The sequence below is a fragment of the Streptomyces virginiae genome (assembly GCF_041432505.1).
Taxonomy (GTDB): Bacteria; Actinomycetota; Actinomycetes; order Streptomycetales; family Streptomycetaceae; genus Streptomyces; species Streptomyces virginiae_A.
Window position 1 is genome coordinate 4,995,925 of record NZ_CP107871.1, and the last position, 20,615, is coordinate 5,016,539.

The 20,615-nt window shown below is 69.4% G+C and carries 17 protein-coding genes and 2 pseudogenes; 6 read left to right on the top strand and 13 right to left on the bottom strand.

The annotated features are described in order from the left end of the window. Positions 1-83 precede the first annotated feature (83 nt). A complete protein-coding gene (locus OG624_RS23290; protein ID WP_033224110.1) occupies positions 84-848 on the top strand; it encodes a TetR/AcrR family transcriptional regulator in 765 nt (254 codons plus the stop codon). Here the strand turns inward: OG624_RS23290 and OG624_RS23295 are convergent. The 4 genes and pseudogenes from OG624_RS23295 to OG624_RS23310 form a co-directional block, all read right to left on the bottom strand. Then, the gene (locus OG624_RS23295) at positions 831-1,622 is read right to left on the bottom strand and encodes a hypothetical protein (protein ID WP_371640864.1); all 792 of its coding nucleotides are present in this window, start codon (positions 1,620-1,622) and stop codon (positions 831-833) included. The genes OG624_RS23290 and OG624_RS23295 overlap by 18 nt on opposite strands. Continuing rightward, positions 1,596-2,816, bottom strand: a pseudogene (locus tag OG624_RS23300) (hypothetical protein); the annotation flags it as partial. The pseudogene OG624_RS23300 and the gene OG624_RS23295, both read right to left, overlap by 27 nt. 39 nt (positions 2,817-2,855) lie before the next feature. Further along, complete coding sequence (locus OG624_RS23305; RefSeq protein WP_033224113.1) at positions 2,856-3,035, bottom strand: DUF397 domain-containing protein; 180 nt, start codon at positions 3,033-3,035, stop codon at positions 2,856-2,858. Then, complete coding sequence (locus OG624_RS23310; protein ID WP_349252290.1) at positions 3,032-3,811, bottom strand: helix-turn-helix domain-containing protein; 780 nt, start codon at positions 3,809-3,811, stop codon at positions 3,032-3,034. Before OG624_RS23310 ends, OG624_RS23305 begins: the two co-directional genes overlap by 4 nt. Before the next feature lie 185 nt (positions 3,812-3,996). On the opposite strand from OG624_RS23310, the gene OG624_RS23315 reads away from it, so the two are divergent. Then, the gene (locus OG624_RS23315; protein ID WP_371639799.1) at positions 3,997-4,407 is read left to right on the top strand and encodes an ATP-binding protein; all 411 of its coding nucleotides are present in this window, start codon (positions 3,997-3,999) and stop codon (positions 4,405-4,407) included. Here OG624_RS23315 and OG624_RS23320 read toward each other — a convergent pair. The 4 genes and pseudogenes from OG624_RS23320 to argS form a co-directional block, all read right to left on the bottom strand. Then, positions 4,386-4,769: pseudogene (locus tag OG624_RS23320) on the bottom strand (DUF3995 domain-containing protein); the annotation flags it as partial. The gene OG624_RS23315 and the pseudogene OG624_RS23320 sit on opposite strands and share 22 nt — an antisense overlap. 86 nt (positions 4,770-4,855) lie before the next feature. Further along, entirely contained in the window at positions 4,856-5,653 is a 798-nt protein-coding gene (locus OG624_RS23325; RefSeq protein WP_371640865.1) for a VOC family protein, read from the bottom strand. 104 nt (positions 5,654-5,757) lie between these two features. Continuing rightward, the gene (locus OG624_RS23330; RefSeq protein ID WP_371639800.1) at positions 5,758-7,755 is read right to left on the bottom strand and encodes a hypothetical protein; all 1,998 of its coding nucleotides are present in this window, start codon (positions 7,753-7,755) and stop codon (positions 5,758-5,760) included. Positions 7,756-8,073: 318 nt separating this feature from the next. Next, on the bottom strand, positions 8,074-9,846 hold the full coding sequence (gene argS / locus OG624_RS23335) for an arginine--tRNA ligase (protein WP_033224115.1): 1,773 nt from the start codon (positions 9,844-9,846) through the stop codon (positions 8,074-8,076). 695 nt (positions 9,847-10,541) lie between these two features. Between argS and lysS the strand changes: the two genes are divergently transcribed. Then, positions 10,542-12,269, top strand: coding sequence for a lysine--tRNA ligase (gene lysS, locus OG624_RS23340; protein WP_371588224.1), 1,728 nt, complete (start codon positions 10,542-10,544; stop codon positions 12,267-12,269). 116 nt (positions 12,270-12,385) lie between these two features. Here lysS and OG624_RS23345 read toward each other — a convergent pair whose 3' ends face one another. From OG624_RS23345 to OG624_RS23355, 3 genes are all read right to left on the bottom strand, one after another. Then, positions 12,386-13,780: a DUF2637 domain-containing protein gene (locus OG624_RS23345; RefSeq protein WP_442759681.1), complete on the bottom strand. Its 1,395-nt coding sequence runs from the start codon at positions 13,778-13,780 to the stop codon at positions 12,386-12,388. A gap of 162 nt (positions 13,781-13,942) precedes the next feature. After that, the gene (locus tag OG624_RS23350) at positions 13,943-14,707 is read right to left on the bottom strand and encodes a DUF3558 domain-containing protein (RefSeq protein ID WP_051763610.1); all 765 of its coding nucleotides are present in this window, start codon (positions 14,705-14,707) and stop codon (positions 13,943-13,945) included. A 115-nt stretch (positions 14,708-14,822) separates the two neighbouring features. Next, positions 14,823-15,671, bottom strand: coding sequence for a hypothetical protein (locus OG624_RS23355; protein ID WP_033224215.1), 849 nt, complete (start codon positions 15,669-15,671; stop codon positions 14,823-14,825). 190 nt (positions 15,672-15,861) lie between these two features. Here OG624_RS23355 and OG624_RS23360 point away from each other — a divergent pair, with 190 nt between their 5' ends. Next, a complete protein-coding gene (locus tag OG624_RS23360; RefSeq protein WP_371639803.1) occupies positions 15,862-17,055 on the top strand; it encodes an RtcB family protein in 1,194 nt (397 codons plus the stop codon). Between the two features lie 76 nt (positions 17,056-17,131). Here the strand turns inward: OG624_RS23360 and OG624_RS23365 are convergent, their stop codons facing one another. Then, complete coding sequence (locus tag OG624_RS23365; RefSeq protein WP_161293050.1) at positions 17,132-17,716, bottom strand: Uma2 family endonuclease; 585 nt, start codon at positions 17,714-17,716, stop codon at positions 17,132-17,134. Positions 17,717-17,873: 157 nt separating this feature from the next. On the opposite strand from OG624_RS23365, the gene OG624_RS23370 reads away from it, so the two are divergent. Continuing rightward, positions 17,874-18,545, top strand: a complete 672-nt coding sequence (locus OG624_RS23370; protein ID WP_352164385.1) for a polysaccharide deacetylase family protein — start codon at positions 17,874-17,876, stop codon at positions 18,543-18,545. 1,069 nt (positions 18,546-19,614) lie between these two features. Here OG624_RS23370 and OG624_RS23375 read toward each other — a convergent pair. After that, positions 19,615-20,142, bottom strand: coding sequence for a hypothetical protein (locus OG624_RS23375; protein WP_371639804.1), 528 nt, complete (start codon positions 20,140-20,142; stop codon positions 19,615-19,617). Between the two features lie 263 nt (positions 20,143-20,405). Between OG624_RS23375 and OG624_RS23380 the strand changes: the two genes are divergently transcribed. Then, the gene (locus tag OG624_RS23380) at positions 20,406-20,615 is read left to right on the top strand and encodes a hypothetical protein (RefSeq protein ID WP_371639805.1); all 210 of its coding nucleotides are present in this window, start codon (positions 20,406-20,408) and stop codon (positions 20,613-20,615) included.

Here is a 20,615-nt window from a genome sequence, read left to right on the forward strand (position 1 = left end):
CCCATCTTCTGCGTATGCCTTACGCTCTTCTGTGTAAGCAATACACAGAACTAGGATGGGGGTCAATCGAGGAGTGGGCGGTCATGGCGGAGGACGAGGACGGCGGGACCGGGCTGCCGGCCAGCCTGGAAATGGCCTGGGGTCTGCGCGACCGCCCGAGCAAGGGGCCGCGCCCCACGCTCACGCTGCCGAAGATCGTGGAGGCGGCCGTGACGCTGGCCGCGAGTGAGGGCACGGACGCCGTCTCCATGGGCCGGGTGGCCAAGGAACTGGGCGTCTCGACGATGTCCCTCTACCGCTACGTCGCCGCGAAAGAGGAGCTCTACGTCCTCATGGCGGACGCGGGCGTCGGCGCCCCGCCGCCACTTCCGCCCGAGGCGCAGGGGTGGAGCTGGCGCGAGCTGCTCACGGACTGGGCGTACGCGCAGCGGGCCGTCCTGATGGCCAACTCCTGGATCCTGCGCATCCCGATCACCGCGGCGCCCGTCTCCCCCAACCAGCTGGCCTGGATGGACCGGGGCCTCGCTTCGATGGCCGGCACGGACCTGAGGGAGAGCGAGAAACTCTCGACGATCATCCTGATCGGGGGCCTCGTACGGAACGAGGCCACGATGGCGGCCGACATGATGGACGCCATCATCAAGTCCGGGGTCGCGCCGGACCAGGCGCTCGGCCAGTACATCCGCACACTGCGGCTCATGACCGGACCGGACAGCCACCCCGCGGTGACGCGGCTGCTGGCCTCGGACGCGTTCAGCGGCTCCGCAGAGCCGGACTTCCAGTTCCGCTTCGGCCTGGACCGCATCCTCGACGGGCTGGCCCCCCTGACGTCAGAGCGGCGGCAGTAGATCGCTCTCGCTGACGGTGTACGTCAGCGGCGGGTAGACGAAGTCCACCTCTTCGTTCTCGCGGCGCCGCAGTCGGTAGAACTCGCGCTTCTGCTCGTCGTCGGCCGAGGTCAGGCGCGCACCCTCCGGGAGGTACACCTGTCCGTCGCGAAACCGGACGAGGGTCTTCGACGTCCGGAACGTCACGCCCAACCACAGGTTGTCCGACGTCGGGACGGACGTGTCCAGCACGATCTTGTGCGTGAACCGCCGATTCGACTCGACGGAGAACGCGACGACAGCGTTGTGGGCGAGAGGGATCTCGAACGTGTCGCTCGCACCGGACCCCTTCGATGCGAACACCAGCTTCCGCGGTGGACCGGCTTCGGGATTCCGGTAGCAGGAGAAGACGGCGATGAAGGACCCGTCGGCGAGATCCAGGGCTTGGTCGGAATGACCGCCCATGGTTCTGTACGCGTTCGTGTAGCTCTCGATGAGCGCGTTGTTGAAGCCGATCGGGATCGCTGGGTGTTCTTGAATCCGCACGGCCAGCCGCTCGTGCACCGTACGGAAACGCTGCGCCGGGCTACCGTACCGAGTGGTGGTGCGAACGAGAGGCACCCCCTGCGCCCCGTCGACCCTGGTCAGCACGGCACCTTGCCGGCCCTTTCCCACGTCTTCCAGACGAGCCGACGAGGACAGCTCCGCGAAGAGATCCTGCTCGGCCGGCAACGAGTACGAGATGATCTCGTCCGAGATCCTAGACACGGGGGCAACATAGTCCCCCGTGTTCATGCTGAAGAGGAATTCATCGCCGTAGTCGATGAAGGACGAGGTCCTGTTCTCCTCGGCGTACAGCCTGCGCAGCTCGTCCATGCCCTCCGGTGTGGGCGGCCCCAACTCCACCGGATTCCCGCCCGCCTTGAGGAACGTCCGACCGTCCTTGTGAACGGCCTCGGCACTCGAACAACGCACCACGTACCCGAGGCGGGTCGGGAGCACATCGGCGCCCAACGTCGAGGGCCGGATCTCGTGCGTATACAGGCGGTTGGTGGACAACGGCATGAAGAAGACGGAGCCGGGGTAGAGCGTCAGCTCGAACTGTGAGGGGAGCGCGACCCCATCGCCTTCCGCGATCGGCTCCTTGAGGCGAAAGCGGAGTCGGGTCAGCCCGCTGGCACGCTTCACGCCGTAGTCGAAGGCGTCTTCGGCCAGGGGCCGCAGCTTTTCGAGTCCGTCGTAGAAGGTGCAGAAGGCCATGACGCCATTGAGGGGCATGTCCTTGGTCTTGTCGGCATGGGCCGAAATCTTGGCCTTGGACTGCTTGCGCTCGGCCGTGGCACCGGTGTTGTGGTAGATCTGCGCGAGGACATGATTCAGCGGCGCCTGGCCCCGGAAGACGGTGGCGGCCTCGCGGTTCAGAGCCTCGACGATGCGGGTGTCGGTCGCGCGAAATCCCTCGGTCGGCCCCGAGAGATTCGTGGAACACCGGAGCAGGCGGAAATGCAGCTCGTCACCGTTCTCCTCGACGGGCGTCAGATAGATTCCGCTGCGATGGGCCGTTCCGGGCTTGGTGGACTCCGTCAGGGACTGGAAGGCGTGCTCCGCACGGATCCGCCCGAAGTGATCGGCGTCGATGTCGAAGAAGCGGCGGTAGTACACGCCGGCGCCGTGCACCCGGACGGGAACCCGGCCGACATCGACCAGGGTCCAAGGTGCCTCGCCGTCCCCGTCGTAGCCGTACGACAGCTCCCGGACGACGAACACCCGCTCCGCCGTCTTCAGCCGGCGGCCGCTGATCCCGGACACGTCACCACACAGGTAGACGGTCTTGCGCGCGAGGTCGGGCGAACCGGAAGCGAGGTCCTCCGGTGTGATCCTGGACCCGAAGAAGTCCCTGATCAGGTCGCTGTCCTGCAACGTCGACGGCGCGACCAGTATGTTGCGCGCATCATCGATCCAGGCTTCCGCCGGCTCTGTCGGGTACATCAAACGACACCTGTCATTCGCGGATCTGGATGAGGTGGGCTATCGAGCCAGCCAGCCGGTCAACGCCGCCCAGCTCGCCGGCGCGAGCGCCAGGATCGGCCCGTCCTGGACCTTCGAATCCCGGACGTGGACGGTGTCCGGGCCGGTGGCGACTTCGAGGCAAACGTCGCCTTCATCGGTGCTGTAGCTGGACTTGAACCACTGCAGAGCGGTGCTCATATCTCTCCTACCAGACGACTCAAAAAGGCTGTGGTCTCCTCGGGGTTGAGGGCCTGAGTCCGCAGCATGGCATATCGCAGGGTCAGGATGCTGATGTCGTCAGGGTGAGTGACGCGCTGGCTACTGCGCTGGCTTTCGACGTAGGCGCGGTGCTCGTGCTCCGGTGTTTCCAGCATGACGAACGAGCCGGCGAGGCCGGGGTGGGAGGCCTGCCCGAATGGGAGCACTTGGAGTGTCACGTGCGGCAACTTCATGCAGCTCAGCAGATGACGTACTTGCTCGCTGTAGACCGCGTTCCCGCCGATCCGGTCGCGGAGCGCTGCTTCCGACACCACGAAGGAAAAGGTCGGTGGACGTTCCCGGTGCAGCAGCTCGGTCCGCGCCATCCGGCGGGATGTCAGTGTCTCGATCTCCCCCTGGACGAACGCCGGGACGCGGCCGCGGAACAAGGCCCGTGCGTAGTTCTCGGTTTGCAGCAGTCCCGGCAGAACCAAGACCTCGTACCAGGAGAACGCGACGGCGCGTTTCTCCAGGTCCATGTACTCCTCGGACCACGTCGGCGTCGGATCCTTCTCGGGCATCCCGTGAGCAGCGACGGACAACATTCCGGGAAGCCCGAGATGTTGGTCCATCAGCTCCGCGACGTTCGGCATCAGAGTGCGTCGGCCCTGCTCGATGGACGCGATGGTCTCCTCATCCAGCCGGACCAGCTCTCCCAGTTGTTTCTGGGTCAGGTTCTTGGCGATGCGGGCGGCGGCCACCATCGCGCCGACCATTTTCATGGTCGTCGCGTTCGGCCGTGCTCGTTTCCTCGGTGGCATGACTGCGAACTCCCCACCCGCGCAGGCGGAATACCCCGTGCGGACCCGTACTCATCGATGAGTACGGGTCGGCGCTCAGCCACACGCTAGTCACGCAACGCGACGATCGTCCCGTGAATCCAACTATTCAGGCGGCGCTCATGCACGAGCGTCTTTACCTGCGCTCACCCCGAACCGTCGCAGCTGCGCGCCAGTTCACACGTGACACCGTGCAGGCGTGGGGCGTCACCGACGGCGCCGACGACATGTTGCTCTGCGTGAGCGAGCTGGCGACCAACGCCCTGCGGTACGGGGTCCTGCCCGGCCGCGGTTACCTGCTGCGGCTGTTCGGGTTCGAGGACGCGACCGTCCGCATCGAGGTGCACGACAGCGGACCCGGGTTCTCCCGGATCACCGAGCGGCCGCACGGTCACGGCCTGGCCCTCGTGGGCGCGCTCTCCGACGACTGGGGGGCGCTGGCCCGGACGCCCGGGAAGGTCGTCTGGTGCGAGTTCCGCCGCGCGGCTACCTGGACCGCCGCGCAGGCGGCGGCGAGGCAGAGCGGGGTGTAGAGCAGCAGGTTGAGGGTGCGGAAAGGGCTGTCCGGCGGGCTGGGGAGAAGCCCGGCCGCCCACGCCAGGCCCGCGAGGCCCCGTACGGCCAGGCCGGCCGCGACCGCGCCCGTGACGGCACGGGTCACCCGGCCGCCCCGCCCGCAGGTGTGGGCGAACACGGCGGTGGCTCCCGTCACGAGAACGGCGGCCAGGGGAAGCACCGCGCCCGGTCCGAAGGAGGTCTCGATGCCGAGGACGGCCAGTGAGAGCGCCCGTTCGTCGGTGGCGGGCCAGGTCGCGCCGGTGCCCCAGTACAGGTGCAGTGCGGCGTCGGCTGCCAGCAGCCCGGCCACGGCCGCCCCCGCGTGCTTGTTCCTCATGTGAGTGAGCCCCCTTCGGTGATGGACGAACCGTCACCGAGAAGGAGGAGGCCCACAGGAAGAACATTCCTGTGGGCCGGGTCACGTCAGGCGGGCTGTTCCGTGATCGTCGAGGTGATCACCGCGAAGGGTCCGCCCTGCGGGTCGGCCAGTACGGCCATGCGCCCCGCCACCATGTCGAAGGCGGGTGCGAGGACGGTGGCCCCGGCCCGTTCGGCGGCGGCCTGGATCTCGTCCACGTTGTCGACCTGGAAGTACGGCAGCCAGTTCGGGGGAGTGCCGGGAGGGGCCTTGTCCAGGTTCATCATTCCGCCCACCACGCGGCCGGAGGCCTTGAACTCGGTGTACCCCTCGGCGCCCGGCATCTGGGAGGCGGACGTGGAGATCGGCAGGATGGCGGAGTAGAACGCGGCCGCGGCGGGGACGTCGCTGGTGCTCAGCTCGTTCCAGATGAGGGCGCCGTGCTCGTTGACGATGCCGGCGCCGTCGAAGGAGTTCGCCTGCCAGAGGCCGAAGACGGCTCCGGTCGGGTCGGCGACGACCGCCATCCGCCCGAGGTCCATGACGTCCACCGGGCCCATCATGACCGTGCCGTGCGCGTCGGTGACGGACTTGATGGTGGGGTCGATGGCGTCGGTGGCCAGGTACGTGGTCCACACGGTCGGCGGCATCGGGTCAGGGATGGTGCCGTCCGGGTTCATCGCCTTCATGATGCCCGCGACCGGCCGCCTCTTGAGGGTGCAGACGGAGTAGCCGCCCTGTTCGGCCGGGCCGACCTCGCCCTGCCAGCCGAACAGGTCGCAGTAGAAGTCGAGGGCGGCCTGCTGGTCGGGGGCCATCAGGTCGATCCAGCAGGGAGTGCCGGGCTTGTAGGGGCCGTTCATGTCGGGCACGGAGGCCTCCGATGGTGGGTGGGGGAAGGACGGGCCGTCCCCTACCCGGCCCGTACGGCCCGAATCGGGCCGTACGGGTGAAACCGGGCGGGGCGTCAGTTGGTGCGGCGGCGGCGACCGGTGCCCGCGACCAGGGCCGCGCCCATGGCGAGGGTCACGCCCGCGCCGTTCAGGGCCCAACTGGTGGCCGGGTCGGCACCGGTGGCGGCGAGGGCGCCGGTGCCGCTCCCGCTGTTGGAGGCGGTGATGATCGGGGTGGTCCCGGTGCCGGTGGCGCTCCCGCTGTTGGGGGCGGTGATGATCGGGGTGGTCCCGGTGCCGCCGTTCGGTACCGGCACGTTGCCACCGGGCACACCGCCGGGGGTACCGGTGCCGGGCGTCTCGCCGCCGGGAGTGTCTCCGCCCGGGGTGCCGCTGCCGGGGGTTTCCCCACCGGGGGTGCCGCTGCCCGGAGTCTCTCCGCCGGGGGTGCCCCCGCCGGGGGTCCCGCCGCCCGGCGTTTCCCCGCCGGGGGTTTCTCCGCCCGGAGTGCCACCACCGGGGGTGCCACCGCCGGGAGTTTCCCCACCTGGGGTCCCGCCGCCCGGAGTTCCGCCGCCCGGGGTGCCACCGCCGGGGGTCCCGCCGCCCGGGGTTTCCCCGCCGGGGGTGCCGCCACCAGGGGTTCCGCCGCCCGGGGTTTCACCACCCGGCGTCTCCCCACCCGGGCCCGGGACCGGGGCCGGTTCCAGGAGGGTGGTCAGGCGGCGGGTCGAGCGGGAGCCGGCCCACGGTGGGGGTGTCTCCGCGTCGACCTGGGAGGTGCCCCAGGCGAAGAAGGAGACCGAGCCGGTCGGGGCGTCGGCGGCGAAGCGGACGCGGACCGGGACGTCGAACGCCGCACCCGCGCCGATCGGCCCGCGCACGAGGCCGCCCGCGAAGAAGTAGCCGTCCTCGTCCGAGGTGATCTCGACGGACTGCCAGGCCGCCGGCAGTCCGTCCGCGGCCGGTCGCAGGACCTCGACCGTGATCTGCGAGACCTGCATCGAGACGAAGTCGGGCCGGGCCAGGACCAGCCCCAGGTCGAAGGCGGCCAGCTCGGCCTTGCCCGCGTTGTCCACCCGGACGGAGAGTTCCGTCCAGTCACCGCCCGCCCGTACCGATTCCGGGAGCCCGCTCACCGTCAGGGCCGGACCTTCGACCCGTACGGGATCCTCGTCACCGCCGGGCGCGCCCGTGATCCTGGTCGCGTACGAGGACGTGGGGGAGCTGCCGGTGGAGGCCCCGACCCGGCCCCTGCCGTCCGCCGTGAGGTCGAACGGTACGACGGGGGTGTCCGCGGCGAAGCTGATCCGCACGTCGATGGTCCGGATCTGGCCTGCGGGGATCGCGGCGGCGCCGCCGAGGGCGTAGCCCAGCGTCGGGGCCGCGCCCTGGACCGGTGCGGCGGCCGTCCACGGCCCGCCCGCGGTGCTGTACTCGACGTTGATGTGGGCCGGCGCGAACTGTCCGGCGGCCTGAGAGACGCCCAGCATCGGGGTGTACTCGTCGACGGCGACGTGGCCCGAGTTGTCGACGGTCACGGTGAGCGGGGTCCAACTGCCGTCGGCCTTGAACCCGGCCGCCGGGATGCCCTGGACCGTGACCTCGGGCCCCATCAGGATCCGGTCGGACCCGGTGTCCTCATCGGCTTCGAGGGTCTCGGGCGCGGCGGCCTGCGCCGGTGTCTGGGCCCCTGCCTCGGGCGCGGCCGGGACGGCGGGTGCGTCGGGCGCCGCAGGTGCGGCCACGGCTTGGACGGCGGGCTGCTGCGCGCCGGCGTCCTCGGCCTGTGTCTTCTCCTCGGCCTGCCCCGCGGCCTTCTCCGCCGGCTTCTCCGCCGACTTCTTCTCCGGCTTCTTCGCCGGGGTCTGCTCGGCCTTTTCCTCGGCCTTCTTCTGCTTCTTCTCCTTCGCCGGTGCCTGCGCGTCGTCCGACGGCCCGGCGGTGTCCTCGGGCACCACGTCCGGCGCGGTCACCGCCGGATGCTCCTCGGCCATCGCGGGCGCGGCCATCAGGAGTGTTTGGCCGGCCACCGCGGCTGCTGCCACGACGGCCATGCGCTTGAACTGCATGCTCTTTACCTCCCCGGGCTCCGGACATGTCCGGAGCCACCCCAAACCCCTTGGGAGGCGCCAAGGTTAGTGAGGTGGGAGGAGCTTGCAGAGGGCTACAGGATTGCGAAATATGTACGGTCCGCCGACACGCCGGGGGCGGTCCACGGGCGCGCGCCGGTCCGGGCCGTCTCCTACCTGGTCCGTACGACCGGTACGACCGTACGTCCGGTACGACCCGTACGGCCCGGATCGGGCCGTACGGGTGCGCGTCGGTCGTGTGTCAGACGGTCGCGCCTCGGGCGTTCGTGCCTCAGACGGTGGTGCGGCGACGCGAGGTCAGAGCTTCTCGGGAGTCCGGATTCCGAGGAGGGCCATGCCCTTGCTCAGCGTGCGGGCGGTCAGCTCGCACAGGAAGAGACGGTTCTCGCCGACGACGAGCTCGGGCTCCGGCTTCACGACGGGGCACTCGGTGTAGAACGTCGTGAACAGCGAGGCCAGCTGGTACAGGTACGCGGCGACCTTGTGCGGGGCGTACTCCGCGGCCGCCTCCTCGATCAGCGCGCCGAACCCGTCCAGGTGCAGCCCGAGCGCCCGCTCGGCAGAAGCCAGCCCCAGCTCCGGGTGGGCCACCGGAGAACGGTCGCCCGCGTTGCGCAGGATCGACCGGATCCGGGCGTACGCGTACTGGAGGTACACGGACGTGTCACCGGTCAGCGACACCATCTGGTCCAGGTCGAACTTGTAGTCGCGCGCCGCCGACGTCGACAGGTCCGCGTACTTCACCGCACCGATGCCGACCTGGACGCCGTTCTCGACGATCTCCTGCTCGGTGAGCAGGCCGCGGTCCTTGTCCTTCTCGCGCACGACGGCCGTCGCGCGGTCCACCGCCTCGTCCAGCAGGTCCACCAGCCGGACCGTCTCGCCCTCACGGGTCTTGAACGGCTTGCCGTCCTTGCCGAGCACCGTGCCGAACGCCAGCTGGACGGCCTTGACCTCGTCGTTCAGCCAGCCGGCCCGCCGGGCCGTCTCGAAGACCATCTTGAAGTGCAGCGACTGGCGGGCGTCCACGACGTAGAGCAGCGTCGAGGCGTTCAGGTTGCCCACCCGGTCGCGGATCGCCGACAGGTCGGTCGCCGCGTAGCCGAAGCCGCCGTCCGACTTCTGCACGATCAGCGGGGTCGGGTTGCCGTCCTGGCCCTTGTACTCGTCGAAGAACACGCACAGCGCGCCGTTGGAGCGGACGGCGACGCCCGAGTCCTCCAGCAGCTTGCAGGTCTCCACCAGCATGTCGTTGTAGCCGGACTCGCCGACCACGTCGGGGTCCTGGATGTCCATGTCCAGCTTGTTGAAGACGGAGTAGAAGTAGATCTTCGACTCGTCGACGAACCGCTGCCACAGGGAGAGGGTCTCCGGGTCGCCCGCCTGGAGGTCCACCACCCGGGCCCGGGCCCGCGTCTTGAACTCCTCGTCCGCGTCGAAGAGCGCGCGCGAGGCCTTGTACAGCCGGTTCAGGTTGGACATGGCCTCCTCGCCGGAGACCTCCTCGTCCGACTTGTGGTCCAGCTCGTGCGGGTGCTCCAGCAGGTACTGGATGAGCATGCCGAACTGGGTGCCCCAGTCGCCGATGTGGTGGCGACGGACCACCTTCTCGCCCGTGAACTCCAGGATCTCCACCATCGCCGCGCCGATCACGGCCGAGCGCAGGTGCCCGACGTGCATCTCCTTGGCCACGTTCGGCTGCGCGTAGTCGATCACCGTGGTGCCCGGGTCCGCCGCGAGCGGCACGCCCAGACGGTCGTCGCCGGCCCGCGCGGCCAGGGTCTCGATGATCGCCCGGTCGGTGATGGTGATGTTGAGGAAGCCGGGGCCCGAGACCTCGATCTCCTGGATCAGGTCACCCGTCGGGATGCCCTCGACCACGGTCGCCGCCAGCTCGCGCGGGTTGGCCTTCGCCTTCTTCGCGAGCGCCAGGATGCCGTTGGCCTGGAAGTCGGCCCGGTCGCTTCGTCGCAGCAGCGGGTCCGCGCCACCGGCCTCCGGCAGGGCGGAGGCAAGGGCGTCCGCGACGCGCTGATTGACGGAAGAAGCGAGGGAAGGGACCGAGGCCATGAGCTGCCGTTCCTGTGAGGTTGTGCCGGTGGGTGCACTTGGTTGTTCCGACAAGCCCCGAGTATCCCACGGAGGGACCGGCCGGATTTCGGGATTTCCCCGCCGCTACTGTGCCCGGACGGACCGCATCACCCTGCGCGGCGCAGAGGCTCTCCCCGACGTCGGACCGCTGGAGCTGCGTGCCGCCGGGTCCGGCCTGCTGGTGTTCAGCGTGCTGCCGGGGCTCTCCTCCGTCACGAGCCTCCTCACGGCGCCCACCGGCTTCCGCTTCTGGCTCGCCGCGGTCACCTGCGCCTTCATGGCCGTGGCCCTCCCGTTCCTGCTGGTCGTACGGGCGCGCCAGCGGGCTCTGGGGGTGTTGGTGCGGCTGGACTCGCACGGGGTCCGCGTCGGCGACGGACCCACCACGCCATGGGCGGACCTGAGCGAGGTCCGCAGCGTGAAGGGCGGCGTGGTGCTGGTACCCGGGCCCGGGGTGGAGCTGCCGGTGGTGCCCAGCGCGGCACCCTTCGGTCGGCCCGAGCGCCGGGCCGCGGCGTACGTCCGGCGTCACGGCAGCACGCTCGTGCTGATACCCATGGCGCTGGACGCCGGGCAGCAGCAGATCCTCGCCGCGGGTCGGCAAGCAACCTCGGAGCGGCCCTTTCCGTCTGGGAGAATGGCTGAAGCCAGCATTCGAGATAGAAGGACGTGTCGTGGCTCAGAGCAGCACCGAGACCGACTGGGTCTCCCGTTTCGCGGACGAGGTCATCGCCGAGGCGGAGCGCCGAGCACCCGGCAAACCTGTCGTCGTCGCGTCCGGACTCTCCCCCTCCGGCCCCATCCACCTGGGCAACCTCCGTGAGGTCATGACCCCGCACCTGGTCGCGGACGAGATCCGCCGCCGGGGCATCGAGGTCCGCCACCTCATCTCCTGGGACGACTACGACCGGTACCGCAAGGTGCCCGCGGGCGTGCCCGGCATCGACGAGTCGTGGGCCCAGCACATCGGCAAGCCGCTGACCTCCGTGCCCGCCCCGGCCGGATCCGCGTACCCGAACTGGGCCGAGCACTTCAAGGCCGCCTTCGTCGAGGCCATGGCCGAGATGGGCGTGGACTACGACCCGATCAGCCAGACCGAGCAGTACACCAGCGGCGTCTACCGCGAGCAGGTGCTGTTCGCGATGAAGCACCGCGGCGACATCGACGCCGTCCTCGACCAGTACCGCACCAAGCAGAAGCCGGGCGGCAAGAAGCCCCAGCAGAAGCAGGTCGACGAGGCCGAGCTGGAGGCCGCCGAGGGCTCCGGCGCCGCCGCCGAGGACGACGGCAGCACCGGCGAGGGCGGCTACTTCCCGTACAAGCCGTACTGCGGCCGGTGCGGCAAGGACTTCACCAAGGTCACCTCGTACGACGACGAGACCACCGAGATGACCTACGTCTGCACCGAGGACGAGTTCACCGAGACGGTCAAGCTCAGCGAGTTCAACCGCGGCAAGCTCGTCTGGAAGGTCGACTGGCCGATGCGCTGGGCCTACGAGGGCGTGATCTTCGAGCCCTCCGGCGTCGACCACTCCTCGCCCGGCTCGTCCTTCCAGGTCGGCGGCCAGATCGTGCACATCTTCGGCGGCGAGCAGCCGATCGGACCGATGTACGCGTTCGTCGGCATCAGCGGCATGGCCAAGATGTCCTCCAGCAAGGGCGGGGTCCCCACCCCGGCCGACGCGCTGAAGATCATGGAGCCGCAGCTGCTGCGCTGGCTCTACGCCCGCCGCCGCCCCAACCAGTCCTTCAAGATCGCCTTCGACCAGGAGATCCAGCGGCTCTACGACGAGTGGGACAAGCTGGAGGCCAAGGTCGCCGACGGCTCCGTCCTGCCCGCCGACGCCGCCGCGCACACCCGCGCCGTGCGCACCGCCGCCGCCGAGCTGCCGCGCACCCCGCGGCCGATGCCGTACCGGACGCTCGCGTCCGTCGTCGACATCACCGCCGGCCACGACGAGCAGACCCTGCGGATCCTGACCGACCTCGACCCGTCGCAGCCGCTCGCCTCCCTCGACGAGGTACGGCCGCGCCTGGACCGCGCCGAGAACTGGATCACCACCCAGGTCCCGGCCGATCAGCGGACCCTCGTACGCGAGGAGGCCGACACCGAGCTGCTGTCGTCCCTGGACGACGAAGGCCGTGAATCGCTGCGGCTGCTGCTCGACGGGCTGGACTCGCACTGGTCCCTGGACGGGCTGACCACCCTCGTCTACGGCGTCCCGAAGGTCATGGCCGGCCTCGAACCCGATGCCAAGCCGACCCCGGAACTCAAGGTCGCGCAGCGCACCTTCTTCGCGCTGCTCTACCGCCTCCTCGTGACCCGGGAGACCGGGCCGCGCCTGCCCACGCTGCTGCTGGCGGTGGGCGCCGACCGCGTGCGCAAGCTGCTCGCCGTCTGAGCCCGCCCGGGCTCGCAGGACATGCGGAAGGGCCCGCACCCCTCGGGGTGCGGGCCCTTCCGCATGTCCGTCCGTCCGGCCGTCGCCGTCGGAGAGCCGCCGTCAGGCGATCACCGTCAGGCGATGTGCTCGGCCTCGCGGTCCTTGTTGTACCGCAGCTTGAACGCCGGGATCATCCGGCGCAGCAGCGAACCGCTGCGCGGGTGCGTCACGCCGTAACCGTCCGACAGGTGTATGTCGAGCGCCTCGGCCGACGGGTAGTCCTGCTTCTCGTCGGACAGCGAGCAGAACACCTTGTACGCGACCTCCGCGAACTCGGCCTCGTCCGGAGTCTCGGGCCCCTCCTCCGGGGCCTCCTCCTGGCGCTGAGCCGGGATCGGCAGCTCCTGCTGCGCGGGCCGCTCCTCGTCCGGGCCCATCGGGGGCAGGACCGGGGTCGGCTCCAGACCCTCCACGTACTGGGGGTTGTAGCCGCCCTCGTACGCCGCCTGCGGTGCCAGCGGAGCGGCGAACCACGCGCTGTTGTGGGCCGCGGGCATGGCCGTCGGGTCCACCGCGAAGGGCGGCGGGGCATGCTGGGCGGCGCCGGGAGCACCGGCCGGGTTCTGCGCCTGCGGGCCCTGCGGGTCAAGCTGTCCCTGCTGCGCCTGCGGGCCCTGCTGCAGCTGCTGGGCCTGCGCGGCGGCCTGCTGCGCGAGCTGCCCCTGCTGACCCTGCTGACCCTGCTGCGCGAGTTGGCCCTGCTGCCCCGGCCCGGGCGCGGCGGCAGCCAGCGCCGGGGCCTGCTGGAACTGCTGCTGACCCTGCACGTCGACCGGCGGCAGCACCGCCGGCTCGATGCCCGTCGCCGCCAGCGCCTCCGCGGTCGTCTCCGCGAGCGGCACACCGATCTTCGCCAGCTTCAGCGGCATCAACGCCTCCACCGGAGCCTTACGCCGCCACGAACGCCCGTACCGCGCCTGCAGCCGGGCCTGGTAGATCAGCCGGTCCTGCTCCATACCGACCGCCTGCTCGTAGGAGCGCAGCTCCCACAGCTTCATCCGGCGCCACAGCTTGAAGGTCGGTATCGGCGACAGCAGCCACCGGGTGATGCGCACACCCTCCATGTGCCGGTCCGCGGTGATGTCCGCGATCCGACCCACGGCGTGCCGGGCGGCCTCCACCGTCACCACGAACAGCATCGGGATCACGGCGTGCATCCCGACGCCCAGCGGATCCGGCCAGGAGGCCGCACCGTTGAACGCGATCGTGGCCGCCGTCAGCAACCACGCCGTCTGACGCAGCAGGGGGAAGGGGATCCGGAGCCACGTCAGCAGCAGGTCCAACGCGAGCAGCACACAGATGCCCGCGTCGATACCGATCGGGAACACCAGCGAGAAGCTGCCGAACCCCTTCTGCAGGGCGAGGGCACGCACCGCGGAGTACGAGCCCGCGAAACCGATCCCCGCGATGACCACGGCTCCCGCGACCACCACGCCTATGAGTATCCGGTGCGTACGAGTCAGTTGCATCGCGGCCACCCGCGATCCCCTCCCCTTGTCGAGCACATACCGAGCGCAGAGTGCTGGTGCTGCGTACGGGACACTTACCGTGCCTTTACCGAGCTGCAGCAGGCACAGCGTACGGGTGACCCGATGTCAACGCCCAAGGCGGCCCCGCCCCGCGACCGTTCCCTACTGGGGCTGCGGGGACTGCGACTGCTCCGCCGGCGCCTTGTTCGCCGCGCCCACCGAGGTCACAGCCTCCTTGGCGGCCGAGATCGCGTCCTGCAGCAGCTTCGCGTGGTCCGGCGCGGAGGCCCCCTCGAGCCCCGCACCGTTGTAGTCGAGCGTGATCACCACGTTCTGGGTACGCGCCACGACCGTCGTGTTGTAGTGGTCGTTGTTGTCCTTCTTCACCACGTAGATCACCGACGTCGCCTGGTCGCCGACCTCGCCGACGGCCTCCGCCTTCGGGTTCTGCGCGCCCTCGGTGGTCTTCGCCGCCTCGATCTCCTTGTTGTACTGCGCCTCGGCACGCTTGCTGGCGTCGCCGAGGCTGGCCTCGGAGTCGAGGCGGTGGTAGGAGAGCGACAGCCAGCGGTACTGCGAACCCTTCAGACCGTCCTCGTCCAGACCGTTCCAGGAGCAGCTGGCACGAGCGGCCAGGTCGTTCGCCTTGGGCGCCGCCCCGGCCTTGTCCTTCGCCTCCGGGACGAGCGTGTCTATCGTCGGCGTCGCGAGCGCCTTGCACGGGTCCGGGAGGGCCGCGAAGGCCGGCTTCTCCAGGGTCTTGGAGGACTTCGGGTTCGGCTTGGCCGACGCGGACGAACCGGACTTCTTCTCGCCGTTCGAGCCCGACTCCTTGCCCGAGTCGGACGAACACCCGGCGACGGTGAGGATCACCGGGACGGCTGCGCAGGCGAGAACGCGGGTGAGGCGCGAGGCTGATCGGTGCATGGTTCCTTCAGTACGTTTGTCGGTTGTTCTTCGGACGCGGGACCCGGGCAACGGTAGCCCGATCGGATGCCCGTCTGCTGTGCGCGCCGTCACGCGAGACCGCGGTGCGCACCGCTCACTCGCTGAGACGCTCGGCCAGAGCCTGCGCCAACTGCCTTGCTTTGTCCTGGGTTTCGGTGCTCGGAGGGATCGTTCCGGGCAGCGCGGGCTGCACGCTGTACTCGATGGTGACGATGACGTTCGAGGTGCGGAACACAATGCGCACGGTGCGGGACTGCGCGGCGCTGGCCCCGGCGGGGCTGAGTTTGTCCTCCAGGAACGCGTCGCTGCCGAGGTCCTCCAGGACGCGGGATCCGAGCTCGACGGGGGCCGACGGGCTCGCGGAGGGGGACACCGGCGCCCCGGGGGCCGCGGGCACGCTCGGGCTCGGTGCCGCCGGGGTCGGGGCGGCGGGGGTGGGAGCGGCCGGGGTGGGACTCGCGGTCGGGCCGGGGAAGGGCAGCTTCGCGTCGGTGAGTCGGCGTACGTAGACCTGCTTGGCCTTGTCGTCGTCGCTGCTCGTGGTCCGGTCGTAGGAGACCACCCGCTCGAAGCCGACCGACAGCAGGCGCGTCTCCTCGGGGCTCTGCCCGCTCCAGCGGCAGCCGACGTGGCGGTCGCCGTCGTACGAGGCGTCCGCGACACCGGCGTACATCTGGTCGCGCTGCTCGGGGGTGAGACTGTCGCCGGCCGGGAGCATGCCCTTGAGCTTCTTGCTGTCGGCGCCGGCCTTGCAGGGCGCGGGCAGACTGCGGTACTTGCCCGGTTGGGCGGGCGCGGCGGAGCTGCCGCCGGCCTTCGAGTCGCTGGTGCTTCCGTCGCCGCTCCCGCCGGTGCACCCGGTCAGGCCGGCCGCCCCGGCCGCGAGCGCGGTGAGCATCGCGATGCCTGGCAGGACTCGCCGCCGTACCGCCTTGCGCTGCACGTCCACTGGCTCCCTTCGACCGGCGGGCCCCCGACGGTCAGGAAAATACGTTGCCGCGACTTGGGCACGGCTGGACACAATGTCTATCGCACACGCTGGTGCCGGCGCCGGTCTCCTGTCGCATTTGGGATCAAGAGCGAGGCTTTTGCGCATTCTGACTTTTCTGTAGTTCTCGGGGGATTGATTCCTTATGTCGTATGTAGAGGTGCCTGGGGCGAAGGTCCCGATCCGGATGTGGACCGACCCGGCGTCGGTCGAGGCCGGCGCGATGCAGCAGTTGCACAACGTCGCCACCCTCCCCTGGATCAAGGGCCTGGCCGTCATGCCGGACGTCCACTACGGCAAGGGGGCCACCGTCGGCTCGGTGATCGCCATGAAGGACGCGGTCTGCCCGGCGGCGGTGGGCGTGGACATCGGCTGCGGCATGTCGGCGGTGAAGACGTCCCTGACGGCGAACGACCTGCCGGGGGACCTGTCGGGTCTGCGCTCGAAGATCGAGCGGGCCATTCCTGTGGGTACGGGCCTGCACAAGGAGGCGGTGGACCCGGCGCGGCTGTACGGCTTCTCGGAGGCGGGGTTCGGGGACCTGTGGGAGCGCTTCGACTACGTCACGGATGCGGTGAAGTTCCGGCGGGACCGGGCCATGCGGCAAATGGGAAGTCTTGGCCAAGGAAATCACTTCTGTGAGGTTTGCGTCGATACATCCGGTTCGGTGTGGCTCATGCTGCACTCGGGATCGCGGAACATCGGCAACGAGCTGGCAGCCTTCCATATCGACGTGGCCCGGGGCCTTTCGCACAACCAGGGCCTCGTGGACCGGGATCTCGCAGTCTTCCTCGCGGCCACGCCTGAGATGGCGGCATACCGCAACGACCTCTTCTGGGCGCAGGAGTACGCGAAGTACAACCGTGCCGTGATGATGAGCCTGTTCAAGGAGGTGTTCCGGAAGGAATTCCGGAAGGCGAAGGTCTCCTTCGACCGCGAGATCAGCTGCCACCACAACTACGTGGCGGAGGAGCGGTACGACGGCATGGACCTGCTGGTCACGCGTAAGGGCGCGATCCGCGCCGGTAGCGGTGACTACGGGATCATCCCGGGTTCCATGGGCACGGGCTCGTACATCGTGAAGGGCCTCGGCAACGAGAAGTCCTTCAACTCGGCCTCGCACGGCGCGGGCCGGAAGATGAGCCGCACGGCGGCGAAGAAGCGGTTCTCGGCGCGCGACCTGGCGGAGCAGACCAAGGGCGTGGAGTGCCGCAAGGACTCGGGCGTCGTGGACGAGATCCCGGGTGCGTACAAGTCCATCGAGCAGGTCATCGACCAGCAGACCGACCTGGTGCAGGTCGTGGCCAAGCTCAAGCAGGTCATCTGCGTCAAGGGCTGAGGCCCGGGCGCGGATGTCGGGGGAATGCGGGAGCCCGGACCGATGGCGATCGGTCCGGGCTCCCGCGTGTCCGGGGTCAGGCCTCGTCGCCGTCGAGGAGGAGGTCCACCGGGAGCTCGACGGAGACTCCGATGGACGGCGGCAGGGGGATGGATTCGCCTCGCTTGTAAGTCCTGCGCAGGCGGTACGCGCCGTTGCGGGGGTCGCAGCACAGGACGGCCTCGTCGTGGTGGCGGTCGGCGATGACGTACACCGGAATGTCGGCCTTCGCGTAGCTGTCGACCTTGACGCCGATGTCGTCGGACCAGTTCGACGAGGTCACTTCGACGACCAGGCGGAAGACGTCGGCCGCGTAGCAGTTCTTCTGGACCTTGTGGTCGCGGAAGTCGGCCTCGACGAGGGCGAAATCCGGAATCGCGTAGTCGTCGGACCCGGTCGGTAGCCAGAGGCCGATCCCCTGGACGTATCTCAGCCCCGCGTTGCGGGCGTCGGCGTCGTAGAACTTCTCGATCAGCCAGCTGAGCGACAGTGCGTGTGACCCGTCCGCGGGTGGTGTCACGGTGAGCCTCCCCTGGAGAATCTCCACTCGGTGCCCGGGAAGCTCCTTGGAGAGTCGATCGGCGGCCTCCGCGATCGTGGTCTCGTGCTGTATCACGGCCATAGCTTCCTCCTTCTCGCGGCTCACGCTTTCGGATCGTAGCCGCGCCCGCCGACATTTCGTGCGCATTCACCCGTACGGTCCCAGGGATGCGGGGCGGCAACTCCCTTTTGTTGCATGAGGGTTGACCGGCCAGTTGGTCTAGACCAGGGTGTGCGGCATGTGGAGATCCCGCGCGCTGATCGCCGCGCTCGCGTCGTTGTCACTCGGTCTCGGGGCCGTCGGGTCCGCTCAGGCGAAGGTGGGGCTGCCGCCCGTCGTGTCGCGTGTGCCGACCCAGGAGAGGGTCGTCTTCATCACCATCGACGACGGCTGGAGTCACGATCCGGAGGCGGCGCGGATCCTGCTGGAGAAGAGGGTGCCCGCCGCGCTGTTCCTGCTGCCCGGGGCGGCCTCGTACGACACCGGGTACTTCACCCGGCTCACGGAGGAAGGGCGCGTGGGCGTCGAGAACCACACCGTCAACCATCCCGACCTCACCACGCTCGACGCGGCCGGCAAGGACGCCGAGGTGTGCGGGGCCGGGGAGCGGCTCCAGGAGGTCTTCGGGCGGACGCCGAAGCTGTTGCGGCCGCCGTACGGGGCGGTCGACGACGAGGTGCGGCTCGCGGCCAAGGCGTGCGGGGTGAAGGCTCTGATCACCTGGACGCACGATTTCACCACCTGGGGCGAGACCCCGCCGACGCCGCGGCTGCAGCCCGGGGACATCGTGCTGCTGCACTTCACGCCGACGCTGGCGGCGGACCTCCGGCGGGCCCTGGACGCGGCGAGGGCCGCCGGGCTGAAGCCGGCGGCCCTCATGCCGCACCTGAAGGCGGCGGGGGTCTACTAGTACCGCGACCGCGGTTATGGGGCGTGTCCGCGCTGTTCGTAGCGGCCGGTGCGGGCGCGCGCCCGGCTGGTCCGCATCCCTTCGACGGCCCCGTGGGTGAGGTCACCGTGGGCTGCTCCTCCGCCCACGGGCACTCATGTACGTGAGGCTGCGGGAAGAGCCGGATCAGCGATCGAGGGGCGACCGCGAAAGGCCTCTGCAGCTGTGCGTTGCGGCGGAAGACCCTGGTGCGGGGCCCCGGACGCCCATGCCGTGAGGCCGACGGCCGCAGGTAGCCGTCGTTGCGGTAGAGGTTCGGTTCGTCCCGTACGCGTCGGCGACCCCGGCCGGGATCGCGGGGATCGCCACCCGGGCTGTCACCCCCGTCCGACCCGCGGGGGCCTGCCGCGATCGGCACCCCGGCAGGAGGACGGTGGAGCGGACATCGCTCTCGTGCGCTCAGGGGTGCGGGTCCCTCCGCGGGGGCGGGGCGGCGGTGAGGGTGGCGCTGGCCGGCGCAGGGGGGCGGGCAAGGGTCGAACCTTCGGGACAGGCGGACGGCGTGCTTCGCCCGGACCGGCGAACAGGTGGCCGACGCCGGTCGGGAAACGGTCCTGAGAGCCGGTGAGACCACCTCACCGAGGGAAGCCGATAGGCGTATCCATAATCGAGTTCCGACGACTACCAAGATCGAAATTGGGTGTCAAGTCACGTACTCCTGTGGCATGACCTGCCCCCTTCCATCGGGTTTATTTGAAGCAGGTCCTCACCGGGGAATCCCCCCCCCGGAGGTCGGATATCGCAACCTGCAGCGGATGGATTTCAACAGCCTCCGCATCCTCGAATGGAGAAAACCGATGATGAAGATTTCTCGCAAGATTCTGCTGGCTTCCGCCATCTCTATGACCCTGGCGGGGGGCGTCGCTCTGCCGGCCGTCGCAACGGCCGCTCCGGCACCCCAGATCATGGTTGCCGACAACACCCCGAATACGCCGAACACGCCTAACACCCCGAACACCCCGGGTGGTGGCGGTAATACGCCCAACACTCCGAACACGCCCAACACCCCGAACACCCCGGGGCGTGGCGGTCACAACACCCCGAACACGCCGAACACGCCTAACACCCCCAACACCCCGGGACGTGGTGGCCACAACACTCCGAACACGCCTAACACCCCGAACACGCCCAACACCCCGGGACGTGGCCACAACACCCCGAACACGCCCAACACTCCGAACACCCCGGGACGTGGCGGCCACAACACCCCGAACACCCCGAACACCCCGAACACCCCTGGTGGTGGGGGTAACAGCCCGAACACGCCCAACACCCCGAACACGCCCAACACCCCTGGCGGTGGGGGTAACAGCCCGAACACGCCCAACACCCCGAACACGCCCAACACCCCTGGCGGTGGGGGTAACAGCCCGAACACGCCCAACACCCCGAACACGCCCAACACCCCTGGCGGTGGGGGTAACAGCCCGAACACGCCCAACACCCCGAACACGCCCAACACCCCTGGCGGTGGGGGCAACACCCCGAACACGCCCAACACCCCGAACACGCCCAACACCCCTGGCGGTGGGGGCAACACCCCGAACACCCCGAACACGCCTAACACCCCTAACTGAGGGGATAAGCGCACGATGAATTTCGCGAATACATGAAGGTGCCGCGCAGTGAAAGTCACTGCGCGGCACCTTCATGTGAGTGAAGAGCTGGACGGCCGTCCACACCCGTCACGGCTTGACGAAAGTCGTAGCGGCGTCATTTCCAGGGGGCGCGTCCGGGCGGCCGTCGGTATTCGATGGAACCTACATTCCGACCGGGGCGCTCGGTGTATTCGGGGTGATCGGCTTGTAGGGGGTGCTCGGCGTGCCCGTGCCGTTGGGCGTGTTGGGCGTATTGGGTGTGTTCGGAGTATTGGGGGTGTTCGGTGTTGCGCCGCCGCCCGGGGTGTTAGGCGTGTTCGGGGTGTTCGGCGTATTGGGAGTGTTGGGCGTGTTCCCGCCGCCCGGGGTGTTGGGCGTGTTCGGGGTGTTCGGCGTGTTCGGGGTGCCGGAGGTGCTGTCGTACGGGGCGTAG